Source organism: Paractinoplanes tereljensis, assembly GCF_016862435.1.
GTDB classification, from domain to species: Bacteria; Actinomycetota; Actinomycetes; order Mycobacteriales; family Micromonosporaceae; genus Actinoplanes; species Actinoplanes tereljensis.
This window is the reverse complement of sequence record NZ_BOMY01000046.1, coordinates 40554-54763: the sequence shown is the minus strand read 5'-3', so window position 1 is coordinate 54763 and position 14210 is coordinate 40554. Positions and strand designations below refer to the sequence as shown.

General features: G+C 69.8%; 14 protein-coding genes. 6 read left to right on the top strand and 8 right to left on the bottom strand.

Annotation, left to right across the window (positions count from 1 at the left end):
* Nucleotides 1–110: 110 nt before the first annotated feature.
* On the bottom strand, nt 111–1925 hold the full coding sequence (locus Ate02nite_RS35820; protein WP_203812501.1) for a phosphoenolpyruvate carboxykinase (GTP): 1815 nt from the start codon (nt 1923–1925) through the stop codon (nt 111–113).
* A gap of 306 nt (nt 1926–2231) precedes the next feature.
* On the opposite strand from Ate02nite_RS35820, the gene Ate02nite_RS35815 reads away from it, so the two are divergent.
* The 3 genes from Ate02nite_RS35815 to Ate02nite_RS35805 are packed head-to-tail and all read left to right on the top strand — an operon-like array spanning nt 2232 to nt 4142.
* Nucleotides 2232–2996 carry a sigma-70 family RNA polymerase sigma factor gene (locus Ate02nite_RS35815; protein WP_203812339.1) on the top strand — a complete coding sequence of 255 codons (765 nt, stop codon included), beginning with the start codon at nt 2232–2234 and terminating at the stop codon, nt 2994–2996.
* Between the two features lie 51 nt (nt 2997–3047).
* Nucleotides 3048–3596: a GtrA family protein gene (locus Ate02nite_RS35810; protein WP_239147956.1), complete on the top strand. Its 549-nt coding sequence runs from the start codon at nt 3048–3050 to the stop codon at nt 3594–3596.
* A 30-nt stretch (nt 3597–3626) separates the two neighbouring features.
* Entirely contained in the window at nt 3627–4142 is a 516-nt protein-coding gene (locus tag Ate02nite_RS35805; RefSeq protein ID WP_203812338.1) for a GtrA family protein, read from the top strand.
* A gap of 4 nt (nt 4143–4146) precedes the next feature.
* On the opposite strand, the gene Ate02nite_RS35800 is transcribed toward Ate02nite_RS35805, so the two are convergent.
* Genes Ate02nite_RS35800 through Ate02nite_RS35790 form a run of 3 tightly spaced genes read right to left on the bottom strand, consistent with a single transcriptional unit; the run spans nt 4147 to nt 6550 of the window.
* Entirely contained in the window at nt 4147–4716 is a 570-nt protein-coding gene (locus tag Ate02nite_RS35800; protein WP_203812337.1) for a PH domain-containing protein, read from the bottom strand.
* Nucleotides 4717–4720: 4 nt separating this feature from the next.
* Complete coding sequence (locus tag Ate02nite_RS35795; protein WP_203812336.1) at nt 4721–5551, bottom strand: biotin--[acetyl-CoA-carboxylase] ligase; 831 nt, start codon at nt 5549–5551, stop codon at nt 4721–4723.
* 9 nt (nt 5552–5560) lie between these two features.
* Nucleotides 5561–6550: a hypothetical protein gene (locus tag Ate02nite_RS35790; protein WP_203812335.1), complete on the bottom strand. Its 990-nt coding sequence runs from the start codon at nt 6548–6550 to the stop codon at nt 5561–5563.
* A 119-nt stretch (nt 6551–6669) separates the two neighbouring features.
* Here Ate02nite_RS35790 and Ate02nite_RS35785 point away from each other — a divergent pair, with 119 nt between their 5' ends.
* On the top strand, nt 6670–8244 hold the full coding sequence (locus Ate02nite_RS35785) for an acyl-CoA carboxylase subunit beta (protein ID WP_203812334.1): 1575 nt from the start codon (nt 6670–6672) through the stop codon (nt 8242–8244).
* Nucleotides 8245–8250: 6 nt separating this feature from the next.
* Here the strand turns inward: Ate02nite_RS35785 and Ate02nite_RS35780 are convergent, their stop codons facing one another.
* Genes Ate02nite_RS35780 through Ate02nite_RS50055 form a run of 4 tightly spaced genes read right to left on the bottom strand, consistent with a single transcriptional unit; the run spans nt 8251 to nt 13336 of the window.
* Nucleotides 8251–8916 carry a M50 family metallopeptidase gene (locus Ate02nite_RS35780; protein WP_203812333.1) on the bottom strand — a complete coding sequence of 222 codons (666 nt, stop codon included), beginning with the start codon at nt 8914–8916 and terminating at the stop codon, nt 8251–8253.
* A 51-nt stretch (nt 8917–8967) separates the two neighbouring features.
* Complete coding sequence (locus Ate02nite_RS35775; protein ID WP_203812332.1) at nt 8968–9702, bottom strand: M50 family metallopeptidase; 735 nt, start codon at nt 9700–9702, stop codon at nt 8968–8970.
* Nucleotides 9703–9725: 23 nt separating this feature from the next.
* Entirely contained in the window at nt 9726–10010 is a 285-nt protein-coding gene (locus Ate02nite_RS35770; RefSeq protein ID WP_239147955.1) for a hypothetical protein, read from the bottom strand.
* A gap of 23 nt (nt 10011–10033) precedes the next feature.
* Nucleotides 10034–13336 (bottom strand): serine/threonine-protein kinase, encoded by a 3303-nt coding sequence (locus Ate02nite_RS50055; protein WP_438871293.1) that lies wholly within the window; start codon nt 13334–13336, stop codon nt 10034–10036.
* Between the two features lie 20 nt (nt 13337–13356).
* On the opposite strand from Ate02nite_RS50055, the gene Ate02nite_RS35760 reads away from it, so the two are divergent.
* Complete coding sequence (locus tag Ate02nite_RS35760; RefSeq protein WP_438871292.1) at nt 13357–13635, top strand: acyl-CoA carboxylase subunit epsilon; 279 nt, start codon at nt 13357–13359, stop codon at nt 13633–13635.
* Between the two features lie 139 nt (nt 13636–13774).
* Complete coding sequence (locus Ate02nite_RS35755; protein ID WP_203812330.1) at nt 13775–14206, top strand: hypothetical protein; 432 nt, start codon at nt 13775–13777, stop codon at nt 14204–14206.
* The last annotated feature ends 4 nt before the right edge of the window (nt 14207–14210 follow it).

Here is a 14210-nt window from a genome sequence, read left to right as displayed (position 1 = left end):
AACCCTAGCCCTGTTGCTCGCCGACGGCGTCGGCCGGGAGGGTAAACCTTGCGAAGAACGCCTCGCCCCGCCCGGCTGGAAAGCCGAGCGGGGCGGGACGATTCGAGAGGTCAGGCGTCCGCGAGGCGGGCGCGCAGGGCGTCGAGCTCGGCCCAGAGGACGGCCGGCAGCTTGTCGCCGAACTTGGTGAACCACTCGGTCACCTGCGGGATCTCGGCGAGCCACTCCTCGCGGTCGACCCTCAGCACCGCGTTCAGGTCGTCCTCGCTGATGTCCAGGCCGGTCACGTCGAGCGCGGTGGCGGTGGGCACGTGGCCGATCGCGGTCTCGATCGCCTCGCCCTTGCCGTCCAGGCGCTCGACGATCCACTTGAGGACCCGGCTGTTCTCGCCGAAGCCGGGCCACAGGAAGCCGCCATCGTCGCCGCGGCGGAACCAGTTGACGTAGAAGACCTTGGGCAGCTTGGCCGCGTCGCCGGAGGCACCCTTGGCCATGTCGATCCAGTGCTGGAAGTAGTCGCCGGCGTGGTAACCGATGAACGGCAGCATGGCCATCGGGTCGCGGCGCACCACGCCGACCTGACCGACCGCCGCGGCCGTGGTCTCGCTGGACAGCGTGGCCCCGAGGTAGACGCCGTGCACCCAGTCCCGGGCCTCGGCGACCAGCGGGATCGTGGTCTTACGGCGGCCACCGAAGAGAATCGCGTCGATCGGTACGCCGCGCGGGTCGTGGTACTCGTCGGCGAGGATCGGGCACTGCTCGATCGGCGTACAGAAGCGGCTGTTGGGGTGGCTTGATGGGTTTTTTGACTCTGGGGTCCAGTCCTGGTTCTTCCAGTCCGTCAGGTGCGACGGCGGCGTGCCCATGCCCTCCCACCAGATGTCGCCGTCGTCGGTCAGCGCCACGTTGGTGAAGACCGAGTTGCCCTGGGCCAGGGTGCGCATCGCGTTCGGGTTGGTGTGGAAGTCGGTGCCGGGCGCGACGCCGAACAGCCCGAACTCGGGGTTGGTGGCCCAGAGCCGGCCGTCCTCGCCGAACCGCATCCAGGCGATGTCGTCGCCGACCGTCTCGACCTTCCAGCCGGGCAGGGTCGGTTCGAGCATCGCCAGGTTGGTCTTGCCGCAGGCCGACGGGAAAGCCCCGGCGATGTACCGAACCTGACCCTCGGGCGAGGTCAGCTTCATGATCAGCATGTGCTCGGCGAGCCAGCCCTCGTCCCGGGCGGCGACGCTGGCGATGCGCAGCGCGTAGCACTTCTTGCCGAGCAGCGAGTTGCCGCCGTAACCGGATCCGAACGACCAGATCTCCCGGGTCTCCGGGAAGTGCGAGATGTATTTCGTCTCGTTGCACGGCCAGGCGACATCGTCCTGGCCCGGCTCGAGCGGCGCGCCGACCGAGTGCAGAGCGGGCACGAAATCTGTCTCATCGCCCAGCGCAGCCAGGACCTCGGCCCCCATCCGGGTCATGATGCGCATGCTGGCGACGACGTAGGGGCTGTCGGTGAGCTCGACCCCGAACATCGGCGTCGGCGCGTCCAGCGGACCCATACAGAACGGGACGACGTACATCGTCCGGCCACGCATGCAGCCCCGGTACAGCTCGGTCATCGTCGTCTTCATCTCGGCCGGCGCCATCCAGTTGTTGGTGGGTCCGGCGTCGGCCTCGTCGGCCGAGCAGATGTAGGTGCGCTCCTCGACGCGGGCCACGTCACCGGGGTCGGTGCGGGCCCAGAACGAGTTGGGCTTCTTGGCCGGGTCGAGGCGAACCAGGGCGCCCGATTCGACCAGAGCATCGGTGATGCCGGCCCATTCGGACTCCGAGCCGTCGCACCAGACGATCCGGTCGGGCGTGGTCAGGGCGGCTACCTCGTCGATCCAGGCCAGCAAGCGTGGGTGCGAGGTGGGGGCGTCGTCTAGCAAGGCGATCTCCTTCGGTCGGCACTGACCAATGACCGATCTGGGCCGGAGGGGCCCGGCCCCCGGTCATGGGAGTCACCTCAGATTAAGGGCGCCGAGCGTGCTGTTCATCGGTTGTTCCTGTGGATAACCGCACAATCATCGGAACCTTTGCTTGCAGACGATCGATCCTTCGCCGCAAAGCGCAGTTCTGCGCAACATCATCTTTTCTGCCACCTCGCGCCTGGCCGTTCGGTGGACTTCCGCAAATCGGACTAAAACCCCTAAACTGCGGGTATCTGGTCTTTCCTCCCACTCCCCCTACAGGAGGCAGGAATGACGATCCCGGCCACCGAACCGGACTCGGACACCGAACTGCTGGCCGCGGTCCGGGCCGGCCACACCGCCTCCTACGGGACGCTCTACGAACGGCACCGGGGTGCGGCCCGGCAGCTGGCGTACGGGCTTACCCGCGATCCGGCGGATGCCGACGATCTGGTCGCCGAGACGTTCGCCAAGGTGTTCGCGTCGCTGCGGGCGGGACGCGGGCCGCTTGTCGCCTTCCGCGCCTACCTGAACACCACCATGCGGCACGTCTGCTATCACCGGGCCCGGCGCGACCGGCGGCTCGAGTTCACCGACGACCTGACCCGGTACGACGAGGGCGAGCCGTTCACCGACCCGGCCCTGGACCGGCTCGAACGCACCTACGCGGCGGCCGCGTTCCGGCAACTGCCGGAGCGGTGGCGCGACGTGCTGTGGCAGACCGCGGTCGAGGGCAACACACCCGCCGAGGTGGCCGGCATGCTCGGCATGACCCCGAACGCGGTGGCCGTCCTCGCCCATCGCGCCCGCGAGGGTCTGCGCAGTCTCTATCTGCAGCAGCACGTGGCGGTGGCCGACCACCCCGAGTGCCGCTGGGCCGGCGACCGGCTCGGCGGCCACCTGCGCGGACGGCTCGCGTCCCGGGACGCCAACCGGATGCGCAGCCACCTCGGCTGGTGCGGTGAGTGCCGTGGACGATTCGCCGAAGTCAGCGAGATCGACGGCCTCCGTCACCGTCCGTACCGGCAACGTCACCATGCCGGGTCAACCGGTTAAGACTCGCCAACGAAAACAGCGGTCCGTGACTACCCCCGGTACTCTTGCGACGTGCCCGACAACCCGACGCCGCAGCCGCACGGCCTGCGGACCAAGTTCCGGGCACTGATCCACGAGCTGAGCAAGTTCGGCACGGTCGGCGCCATCTCGTTCGCCATCGATCTGGCCATCTTCAACGTGCTGCTGCACGCCGGGGTCGAAACCCTGATCGCCAAGACAATCTCGACGGTGATCGCCACGACCGTCGCCTTCACCGGCAACCGGTTCTGGACCTGGCGGCATCGCGCGCACGCCAACATGGCCCGGCAGTACACGATGTTCTTCGTACTGAACGCGATCGGCCTCGGCATCGGCCTGTCCTGCCTGGCGATCAGCCACTACGGCCTCGGTCAGATCTGGCCGGCCCTGCAGACCCCGCTCGCCGACAACATCTCCGGCCAATTGGTCGGCACCGCGGTGGGCACGCTTTTCCGGTTCTGGTCCTACCGCCGTTTCGTGTTCCGCGACACAACTCCCCCCGATCAGGTCACCACGGGGCCGCGATCCAAAGGTCACGCGACTAACGTGGCTTCGCCCGCACCCGTCCGTGACTCGGCGTGATCGCGCCCTTCCCCACGTAAGGTTGCCCAAATGCCCTCAGCCAGCTCGCTGACGGATCGTCTGCGCCGTCTTGCACCCGAGGCCATCGCGTTCGGTGTCATCGGCGCCGGTAACACCCTGTTGTACATGGCGATCACCTGGGCCGCCCTGCCGATCGGCGCGGTCAAGGCCAGCGTCATCGCGACGGTGGTAACGACCACCCTGGCGTACTTCGCGAATCGCTACTGGACCTACCGGCACCACACGCGCACGGCGCTGCGCCGGGAGTACACCCTGTTCTTCGGCTTCAACCTGGTCGGCATGGTCATCCAGTCCGGCGCGGTGGCGATCGGCAAGTACGGCTTCGGCCTCACCGAGCAGCACGACGAGATCGCGTTCATGGGCGTGACCCTGGTCGGCATCGTGATCGCCACGTTCTTCCGATTCTGGGCGTACCGGACGTTCGTCTTCCTCAAGCCACCGGTGGACGGCCACGAGGCCGAACTGGCCGAGCTCGACGCGATGGCCGGCCTGGCCGAGCTGACCACCGAGCAGCCCACGCACTAGGCCCTCAGGAACGGAACAGCCGGCTGCGGCGGCGCTGCGGCGGCAGGTCCGGCTCCGGCTCTTCTTCCTCTTCGTCATCCGGGTGGCGCAGACGGTCCTGTTCGATCAGTTCGTAGAGGGCCGTCTGCACGTGGTTCGCGTGCGGCACCGAGGCGAGCACCGCCGCCTGGTCGCCGATCGAGTCGACGGTGAGCGTTCCCGACCCGAACAGCCGGTCCAGGAACGACTGCGTCATCAGGTGGTCGTTGATCCGGTTGAGCGGCAGGTCGCGCCGCTCCCGGGCGATCACGCCGTCCTGCAGCAGGATCCGCTCGTTGGTGACCACGTAGTGGGTGCAGCGCCAGACCACCAGCGGGGCCGCGCCGTACCGGATGCCGTAGTAACCCATGATCAGCGCGACCACGCCGAAGGCCAGGAAGCCGCCGTTGTTCTGCGGCAGCATCACCCAGGCCAGCACCGCTGTCGCCGTCGCCAACAACGCCACCAGGCCGGGCCGGATCGCCGTCTTCCAGTGCGGATGCAGGTGGAGGACGACCTCCTCCTCGTCGGTCAGAACCTCGTCCGGGAACGCCACGCGGTCAGCGTACGTGCAGCACGTCACCCGCTGAGACGCGATGGGTGATGTCGTCAGCCGTACGGATCACCAATTGGCCGTCGCCGTCCACCGAGGTCGCCTCGCCGCGGAGCTCGCCACCGCCGGGCAGTAGCACCCGCACCTCGCGACCGATCGTGGCGCACTCCCGCCGGTAGGCCGCGAGCAGGCCACACAACTCGGCGTCGCCGCCCGCCTCGCGCCAGCCGCCGTACCATCCGGCGATCCCGCGCAGCAGCGCCCGCAGCAGCGGATCCCGGTCGGCGTTGGCCGCGCCGGCCACCTTGAGCGAGGTCGCCGGCAGACCGGTCGTCTCCGGCAACTCCTCGGCGCGGGTGCTCACGTTCAGTCCGATCCCGACCACCACGGCATCGCCGGCCACCTCGGCCAGGATCCCGGCGCACTTGCCGTCGTTCACCAACAGATCGTTGGGCCACTTCAGGGCGGCCTCGACCTCGGCAACTCGCTGCACCGCCTCGAGCAGCGCCACCCCGGCCAGCAGCGGCAACCAGCCGTAGGCGCCGGTCGGGATGGCCGGCCCGGGGCGCAGCAGCACGCTGAGGGTGAGCCCGGCCCGGGGCGGTGACGTCCACTGCCGGTCGCGGCGGCCCCGGCCGGCGGTCTGCTCCTCGGCCACCACCACGAGCCCTTCGGGCTCGCCCCGCATCGCGGCCGCGGCGGCATCGGCGTTGGTGGAGGTCGTCTGAGCGCGTACGTCGATCCGCGTCCACAGACTTCCCGGGGTGACCAGAGCCCGTTCCAGCGAGCGCTGGGACAGCGGCGGGCGATCCAGGTCGGTGTACGGCGACGCGGGCATTCGCCGAGCCTAACTCGATCGAGGCGGCGGGTCGGCCGCATGGCGGCTCACGTACATGGTGCTGCGGTCGATCGGGGTCTCGATCTCGGAAATGCTCGGCCGGGGTCGTGGCCGGGGGCTCGGACGATCGGCCGGGGCCGGCTTCGGCTTCTCGTTGCGGACCGCCCACGATCGGGGCAACCGGACCCGGCCCGGGCTCTCGTCGTTGATCGCCCAGACCGGGACCACCTCGGTCGGCTCGGCCGGGACCGGGCGCAGGTCGAAGCCGGTGGCCGGCTCGTAGTCGGGCACCGCCGGCAGCCGCTCCACCGCTTGCGGCCAGCCGTATCCCTTGGCCGACGGCTCGTGGTCGGAGTTCAGGTCGACCGGGATCGGGGTCCAGTACTCGCCGGGGCGGGGCTCGCCGGCCGGCTCGTGGTGCTCGGGGCGGATCCAGCCCTCGACGCGATCGCCGTAACGGTCGGACCGCGGCGCCGGAATCTCCTCGATGACGTCGTGATCCGCCTCTGCGCAGGGGTCCTCGTCGAGGTCCAGCGGCGGCGGATCGAACAGGATCTCGTCGATCGGGTGCAGGCTCCGCCGGCCGCGCCGGACCCGCGCGGGCGGCTCGAACTCCCCCTCCTCGTCCTCGCCGGCCAGGCCGATCGACGCGAGACCGCCGCGATCCTCCGCAACGAAGTCCGGGGCCGGGAACGGCACGCTCCGGGCGTCCTCGGCCGGGACCAGCGCGCGTCGCCGCCCCCGCCGACCGCGGCGGACGACCGCGTCGGCCTCCACCTCCGCCTCCACCTGCGGCTCGCCCAACGGTTCGACCACCGGTTCGACCTCCGGCTCGACCGGGGCGGCCGCCAGGGCCGGGCGTTGCGGGGGCGCCTCGATCGCTTCGCGCCGACGCGCACGACGTTCCCCGCCACCGAACAGCAGGGACCGGAAGCTGATCAATGTGGCGAGGCCACCGGCGATGAGGGCGAGCCCGCCCGCGGTCATCCAGTTCGTCACGCTCTTGGTAACGAATAGGGCATTGGGTGCGAAACGCACCCGTAGCGCCACCCACCCCCTCCCGCATTACGATCACCGAAGGAATACTCGCCGGTAGCCCGCAGAGTGTGGAGATCACCGTGACGACGCAGCAAAAAGCGGTTGGGACCGACATCCACACCACGGCCGGAAAGCTGGCCGACCTGGAGCGGCGAACCGACGAGGCGGTGCACGCCGGCTCTGCCCGCGCGGTCGAGAAGCAGCACGCCCGCGGCAAGAAGACCGCTCGCGAACGCATCGAGCTGCTGCTCGACGAGGGTTCCTTCGTCGAGCTGGACGGGCTCGCCCGGCACCGGTCGACAAGCTTCGGGCTCGACAAGAACCGGCCCTACGGCGACGGCGTGGTGACCGGTTACGGCACCGTCGACGGCCGCCAGGTGTGCGTGTTCTCGCAGGACTTCACGGTCTTCGGCGGCTCGCTCGGCGAGGTCTTCGGCGAGAAGATCGTCAAGGTGCTCGACCTGGCCATGAAGATCGGCTGCCCGATCATCGGGATCAACGACTCCGGCGGCGCCCGCATCCAGGAGGGTGTGGTCGCGCTCGGCCTCTACGCCGACATCTTCTTCCGCAACGTCCGGGCCAGCGGCGTCATCCCGCAGATCTCACTGATCATGGGTCCGTGCGCGGGCGGCGCGGTCTACTCGCCGGCGATCACCGACTTCACCGTGATGGTCGACCAGACCTCGCACATGTTCATCACCGGCCCCGACGTGATCAAGACGGTCACCGGCGAAGAGGTCGGGATGGAGGAGCTGGGCGGGGCTCGCACCCACAACTCCCGGTCGGGCAACGCGCACTACCTGGCCTCGGACGAGGACGACGCGATCGACTACGTCCGCGCGCTGCTGTCCTATCTGCCGTCCAACAACCTCGACGAGCCGGTGGTGTTCGAGGAGCTCTCCTCTCTGGACATTTCGGACAACGACCTCGCGCTGGATCGGCTCATCCCCGACTCGGCCAACCAGCCCTACGACATCAAGACCGTGGTGGAGACCGTGGTCGACGACTTCCTCGAGGTGCAGCCGCTCTACGCGCAGAACATCGTGGTCGGTTTCGGGCGGGTCGAGGGCCGGCCGGTCGGCGTGGTCGCCAACCAGCCGATGCACTTCGCCGGCACGCTCGACATCGCGGCCAGCGAAAAGGCCGCCCGCTTCGTGCGCACCTGCGACGCCTTCAACATCCCGGTACTCACCTTCGTCGACGTGCCCGGCTTCCTGCCGGGCACATCCCAGGAATGGGACGGCATCATCCGGCGCGGGGCCAAACTCATTTACGCGTACGCCGAGGCCACCGTCCCCAAGGTCACGGTCATCACGCGCAAGGCGTACGGCGGTGCCTACGACGTCATGGGCTCCAAGCACCTCGGCGCCGACCTCAACTTTGCCTGGCCGACCGCACAGATCGCGGTGATGGGCGCACAGGGCGCGGTCAACATCCTCTACCGGGGAGAGATCGACTCGACCGAACGCCGGGCCGAGCTCATCCAGGAATACGAGGACGCGCTGGCCAACCCCTATATCGCGGCCGAGCGCGGTTACGTCGACGCGGTGATCGCGCCGTCGCAGACCCGGACCCAGGTGATCCGCGGACTGCGGACGCTACGCACCAAGCGGGAGACCCTGCCGCCGAAGAAGCACGGCAACATTCCGCTCTAACCGTTTTTAGATCGGGTGCCGCAGGAGCAGCACCCCGCCGTACACCAGCGCGGCCATCGAGGCCAGCCAGAACAGCGCCACGAAGAACGCGCTGGACAGGCCGGTCTTGGCGGCCAGCGCGCCGGTGTCCACCTCGTTGCCGGTCGCCCAATTGCCGTACAGCTCCGGGATCTGCCGAACCCCACCCATCAACAAGAACCAGACCCAGATGTACGCGAAGACCAGCTGCACCGGCTCGGCGGCCCGCATCGCCACCGCCCAGATCAGCGCGCCGGTCAGTGGCACCACGAACAGGCCGAACAGGTTGCGCACCATGACCAGCAGCAGGGCCATCAGCACCAGCGTCATGAGCAGCACCGAACGCGGGCTGATGCCGTGCACCAGCATCCAGGCCCCGGCCAGCCCGAACAGCGACGGACCGAGATAGCCGGCCAGCCCCGACGCGAGGGCGGCGAGCAACCCGAGTTCGTCGAGCGGTTTGGAATAGGCGGTGCTGCCGGCGCCACCGCGGTCGACCCGGATCTTCTTGACCAGCACGCCGGTCAGCGACGCGAACATCGCGTGACCGCCCTCGTGGGCGATCGTGATGGCGTGCGTCGTGTACTTCCACAGCGGCACGGCGGCAACGAACGCGACCACGCCCGTCGTCCACGCCATGCCCATATCGGCCATGGCCGGAAACTAGCGGCGGCCCCAGCCGGAACCCATCCGCCGATGGGATGACTACCCGGTCGAGGCGGGCAACCACTGCCCGGCCAGCAGGAACGCGCCGATCACCAGGGCGGCCAGGTTGACGGCCAGGAACACGCCGACCCAGAACAGGGCGGGCACGTGGGTGAGGTGCGCGAGCTGGTCGGCGTCCGACTCGCGCATGCGGCCGCGCTTGCGAAGACTCTGCAATTCAAAAACCGGGCGGACCCCGCCGAAGAGCAGGAACCAGACGCCCGCGTACGCGAAGACGGCCTGCACTTCGGGGTCGGCGAACCAGGACACGGCGAACACGATCGCGCCGGTGACCAGCAGCGACACCACGCCGAACGCGTTCCGGACGTTGATCAGCATGAGCAGCAGCAGGACGATCGCGATCCACAGCAGCAGCGTGATCCGGTTACCGCCGAGCAGCCAGGCCCCCAGCACACCGACCAGCGATGGGGCGATATATCCGCCGAGCAGGGTCAGCATCATGCCCGGCCCGGTCGGGCGACCCGACGACAGCGTCAGGCCGGAGGTGTCGAACTCCAGGCGGATGCCGCGCAGGCGCCGGCCGGTCAGCAACGCCATCAGGGCGTGCCCACCCTCGTGCGCGATGGTCACCGCGTTGCGGGCCACCCGCCACACCGGACGGAACGCCACGGCCAGCACCCCGGCCAGGGCGGTGAGCAGCACAAGCAGGCCGGGCGGATCCGGCTGAGCGCCGAGCAGGGTATCCCAGAGATCAGTCACGCCGTCGATCTGCACGCCGGGGACTGTAGCCGATCACGCTATGCGCTGCGCCGATTGCGGTCGCGCGCCGCCTTCTGCGGTGCGAGCACCGGCTTCGACGCGAGCATCTGACGCGCGGCGAGGAATCCACCGGCGATGACGGCCAGGCTCGCGAGAATCAGCACCAGGGCGACCAGCCCACCGGTGGCGACGAGGATCGCCACATCGGCGACCGCGACGAGCATCCAGAGTGCGATGGTCGGCTTCCTGCCGTGGGGTCGGCGGTTCATGACGAGCACCTCCGTTTGTGATGACTGATCAAGTACCCACTTGACCGCAATCACGCACATCAGTTTTCGAGCGACTTCTACTGCGGCTGGAATCCCTGGTAGAGGGCCTTCAGGTCACCCTGCGAGGCATCCCAGTCGCTGGTCGAGACGTACCAGTTGAGGGAGTACGCCGCGCTGCCGTTCACCCGGATGTTGCGGCGCAGCACGTGCTGCGGGTTCCCGCTGTCCGTGGTGTACGTGAACTCCCAGTCGGCGACCGACTCGAAGTCGCGGTAGTTGGTCACCCGCTTCAGGCCGATCAGGTTGTAGTTCCGGTAGGTGCCCCGGCGCGCCTTCTCCTGGTTCTGCCAGTCGGTGTACGCGTCGGCCTGCGGCGACTTGGTGCGGCCCAGAATGAGCAGGCGGTTGTTCCAGCGCATCCGCATCTCGGTGCCGCTGCCGGAGACCTCGGCGTTGGCGGGCAGCGGGAGCTTGAAGGCGGGCGCGCCACCGGAGGCGGCGAACGTCCGCAGGGTCCAGCCGGCCGGGAGGGCGGCGGTGCCGGGATCTTCGGTTGCGGGCGCGCTGGTCGGCGCGGTCGTGGTCGGCGCGGCCGACGACGGGGCCGCGCTCGGGGTGGTGCTGGCGGCCGCGGTGGGCGGGGTCGTCGCCGGAGTCGTTGCCGCCGTGGGACCGACCGCGTTCGGCTTGGTGCCGTCGCCCTTGTCGTCGCCACCGCCGACCGCCTGCGCGATCAGGGTGATCAGGAGGGCCAGGACCAGCAGCACGATGCCGGCGCCGACGGCCGCCTGGCGGTAGGTCAGCCGGGTGCCGAAGACCGTCACGCCACCGGGGGCAGGGCGGGATTCCATCGGGCGCCAGGCCGGCCGGGTCGACCGGCTGATCGAGGGAACCGGCGAGACCGGAGCGTTGTCCTCGTCGGCCGTCGACTGCTTCTCACCGGCCGACTTCTTTCCGGTGCCGGGCGTGGCGCTGGAGCCGGTCCGGGCCAGCGGGACGTGGGCGGCGGCCGGGGTTTCGTCGGGCTGCGCTGCAGCGGCGGCCTTCTTCTTCACGCCCGCGCCAGCCGCACCCGGGCCAGCAGCGCCTGCTCCCGCAGCACCGGCCTTTGCCGAGGCCGCATTGGCTTCGCCCGCGTTCGCCTTCGCGGCGGTTACCTCTTCGGTACCTGCTTTATCGGCGGCGACCTGGTCCGCGGTGGCAGTCTGGTCGGTGGATCCGGCGGCCTTTTCGGACTTTCCGGATTTGTTCGGCGAAGTGTTGGCCGACGAGGACTCGGCCTGCGGCGTCTCGACGCCGGCCACGGCGTTCGACGTCTTGGCGTCGGCGACAGCGGCGTCGGCGGACGAGGTCTCCGCGTCTGCGCTACCGGCGCCGGCCCGCGAGGTCTCCACGTCAGCGACAGCAGCGCCAGCCTGCGAGCTTTCCGTGTCGGCGAGAGCAGCGCCGCCCTGCGAGGTCTCCGGGTCGGCGACGCCAGCGCCGGCCTGCGAGGTCTCCGCGTCGGCGACAGCGGCGCCGGCCTGCGAGCTTTCCGCGTGCGTGAGAGCAGCGTCGACCTGCGAGCTTTCCGCGTGCGCAGCGCTGGCCCGCGAGGTCATCGCGTCGGCGACTGCGGCGTCGGCCCGCGCGCTTTCCGCGTCGGCGAGAGTTGCGCCGGCCCCGGCCGCCGCTGCGGAATTCGCTTCCGGGTTCACCCGTTCGGGGGTCGCCGGAGTGGTCTTCGCCGCCGGGCGCGACTTCGCCGAGGGCTTCCGCTTCGGCGACAGCTTGGTCGGCGGGACCACCGTCGTGGGGTCCGCCGGTGGGGCCACCCGGGTGGTGGCATCGGCCGGCGCCGGGGGCACGACCGTGGTCCGGTCGGCCGGCGGGGCGGCCGGGCCGCGCACCAGAGAAGTCGCGTCGGCCGGTGGCGTGGCGGGGCCGCGCACCAGAGCGGTCGCGTCGGCCGGCGGGGTCGCGGGACCACGCACGAGGGCGGTCGCGTCGGCCGGCGGGGCTGCTGGCCTGCGCGGCGGCGTGACCGGGCCGCGCACCAGGGCGGTGGCGTCGGTCAGGGACTGCTCGTGTTCGGCGGCGGCCGGGCCGCGACGGTGGGCGGCGACGTCGGCTGCCGTGAAGCCGCCGGGTTCGCCGCGGTTGGTGCGGTTTGACGGATTCGCCGGGGTGGGCGCGGGGCTCGGCTGCCGCGAAGCAGGGGGCCGGGTGCCTGCGTTTGGGGACCCGTCACGCGTACCCATGAATGTGGTTTTGTCGTCTTTGACCGGAGGGGTGTCGATGCGCGTGGCGTCGAGCTTCGGCGTGTCGGCCGTCGGGCGGCCTACCGGTGCCTTTCCCGGCGCAAAGATCGGCGGCCGGCCCTCGCCGGCCGCCGGGCGGCCCCCCGAGACAGGCGGACGGCCGGGCGGATCGACCGGGCGGGCCGGAGCAACCGGCGGACGCGGACCCGGCACCACCGGCGCCGAACTCGTGGACGACATCATCCCGCCCAGCGCGGGGCGCTCCCGGCCGACGCCCGGACGGCGCATCGTCGGGCTCATCGGGAAGGACAGCTTCGAGCGGCGGCCCAGGGCCCGGTTGAGCAGGCGTTCCGCCTCCTCCGCGTTGATCCGGTGGGTCGGATCCTTGCGGAGCAGGCCGTTGAGCACCGGCTTCATCGGACCGGCATTGCGGGCCGGCGGCGGATTTTCGGTGGCCAGCGCGGCCAGCGTGGCGATCGCCGACGGGCGGGCGAACGGCGAGGCGCCCTCGACCGCGGCGTAAAGGGTCGCGCCGAGCGACCAGAGGTCGGCGGCCGGCCCGGCCGTGCCGTCGCGGGCCCGCTCCGGAGCGATGTAGGCCGGCGAGCCCAGCACCAGGCCGGTGCGCGTCACGTTCGGGTCACCCGGCACGGTGGCCAGGCCGAAGTCGGTAAGCACGACCCGCCCGTCGCCGCCGATCAGCACGTTGCCCGGCTTGACGTCGCGGTGCACCACACCGGCCCGGTGCGCGGCCCGCAGCGCACCCAGCACGCCCAGACCGATCTCGGCCGTGCGGACCGGCGAGAACGGCCCGTCGGCAGCGAGGATGTCCTGCAGCGAGCGGGACGGGACGTATTCCATGACGATCCACGGGTCGGCGTCGGTGCTCAGCACGTCGAAAACGCGAACCACGTTGATGTTGTTGAGCCGGGCGATCGCGCGCGCCTCGCGCAGCGACCGCTCCCGCATCTCCTGCCGCTCCCCCGGAGTCAGCCCCGGTGGCGGCACGAGTTCCTTGATGGCGACCTCGCGGTGCAGGACGACATCGGTCGCCCGCCAGACGCGACCCATCCCGCCCTGACCGAGCGGCGCGACAAGCCGGTAACGGTCAGCGACAACGGCTGGGGGAGAAGAAGACATCAGGAGGAAAATACCCGGTCATGTCCAGCGACAGCGAATCGATCAGCCGAGTGTGGGACGCGTGTCACCGGATATCCCTCCTGACGTCGTACGCTCGATCGATGGACAAAGAACCGCTGGTCAGCGTAGTTCGAGGCACCCCCACCGATCTTGAGCTGGCCGCGCTGGTCACCGTGCTCGCAGCCCGATCCACCTCGGTGAATGCCCCCGTTTCCCGCCCGGGCGTGTCGTCGTGGGCACGCTCAGCCCGTCCGTCTCCCTCCGCATCCAGCTGGCGCGACTCGGCCCGCCCCAGGTAGATCACGCCCGGTCGATCGATTCCGACTGTCCACAGGCGGTAGTGTGAGCCCCCCGGAACTGGCGGTAGCGGACTACTCTCATTGATGCTTCGCCGGTTCGCGCCGGGGTTCGACAGCTTCATCGGGGGAGGCGTCAGTCATGATTCCTGAGGAGGATCGCGGGCCCGCTTGGCTACGCGACTACGGCTACACGGACTTCAGCTCCATCGAAGCTGACATCCAGGCGATGGAACAGTTCGCCAGCAAGCTGTCCGCAACCGTGCAGGACGACTACGCCCCACACCTCGCCACGGTCACCGACGCCATGGCGACCCGACTCCCTGATCCGCCGGGCGAGTTCGTCGAGCTGTTCACGTTCCTGTCCGCGCACCGCGATGTCGCCGATGTGGCCCACCAAAACGTGTACAACTACGCGAACGGGACACAAGACTTCGCCCTGGTCGCCAAGGACATCGGCAAGAAGTACAGCGGCTCCGACGCCTTCTCCCACGCCAAGGTCACCGACGTGGACAAGGCCTTCAACAACGTCGCGTCGCTCGACGGCACCTCGGCCAACGAGGGGAACGGCTGATGCT

Coding starts and splice junctions, on each gene's coding strand:
- Ate02nite_RS35805 (WP_203812338.1), top strand. CDS start 3,627: ATGCCCTCAGCCAGCTCGCTGACGGATCGTCTGCGCCGTCTTGCACCC.
- Ate02nite_RS35755 (WP_203812330.1), top strand. CDS start 13,775: ATGATTCCTGAGGAGGATCGCGGGCCCGCTTGGCTACGCGACTACGGC.
- Ate02nite_RS35780 (WP_203812333.1), bottom strand. CDS start 8,916: ATGGCCGATATGGGCATGGCGTGGACGACGGGCGTGGTCGCGTTCGTT.
- Ate02nite_RS35760 (WP_438871292.1), top strand. CDS start 13,357: ATGTCCAGCGACAGCGAATCGATCAGCCGAGTGTGGGACGCGTGTCAC.
- Ate02nite_RS50055 (WP_438871293.1), bottom strand. CDS start 13,336: ATGTCTTCTTCTCCCCCAGCCGTTGTCGCTGACCGTTACCGGCTTGTC.
- Ate02nite_RS35795 (WP_203812336.1), bottom strand. CDS start 5,551: ATGCCCGCGTCGCCGTACACCGACCTGGATCGCCCGCCGCTGTCCCAG.
- Ate02nite_RS35815 (WP_203812339.1), top strand. CDS start 2,232: ATGACGATCCCGGCCACCGAACCGGACTCGGACACCGAACTGCTGGCC.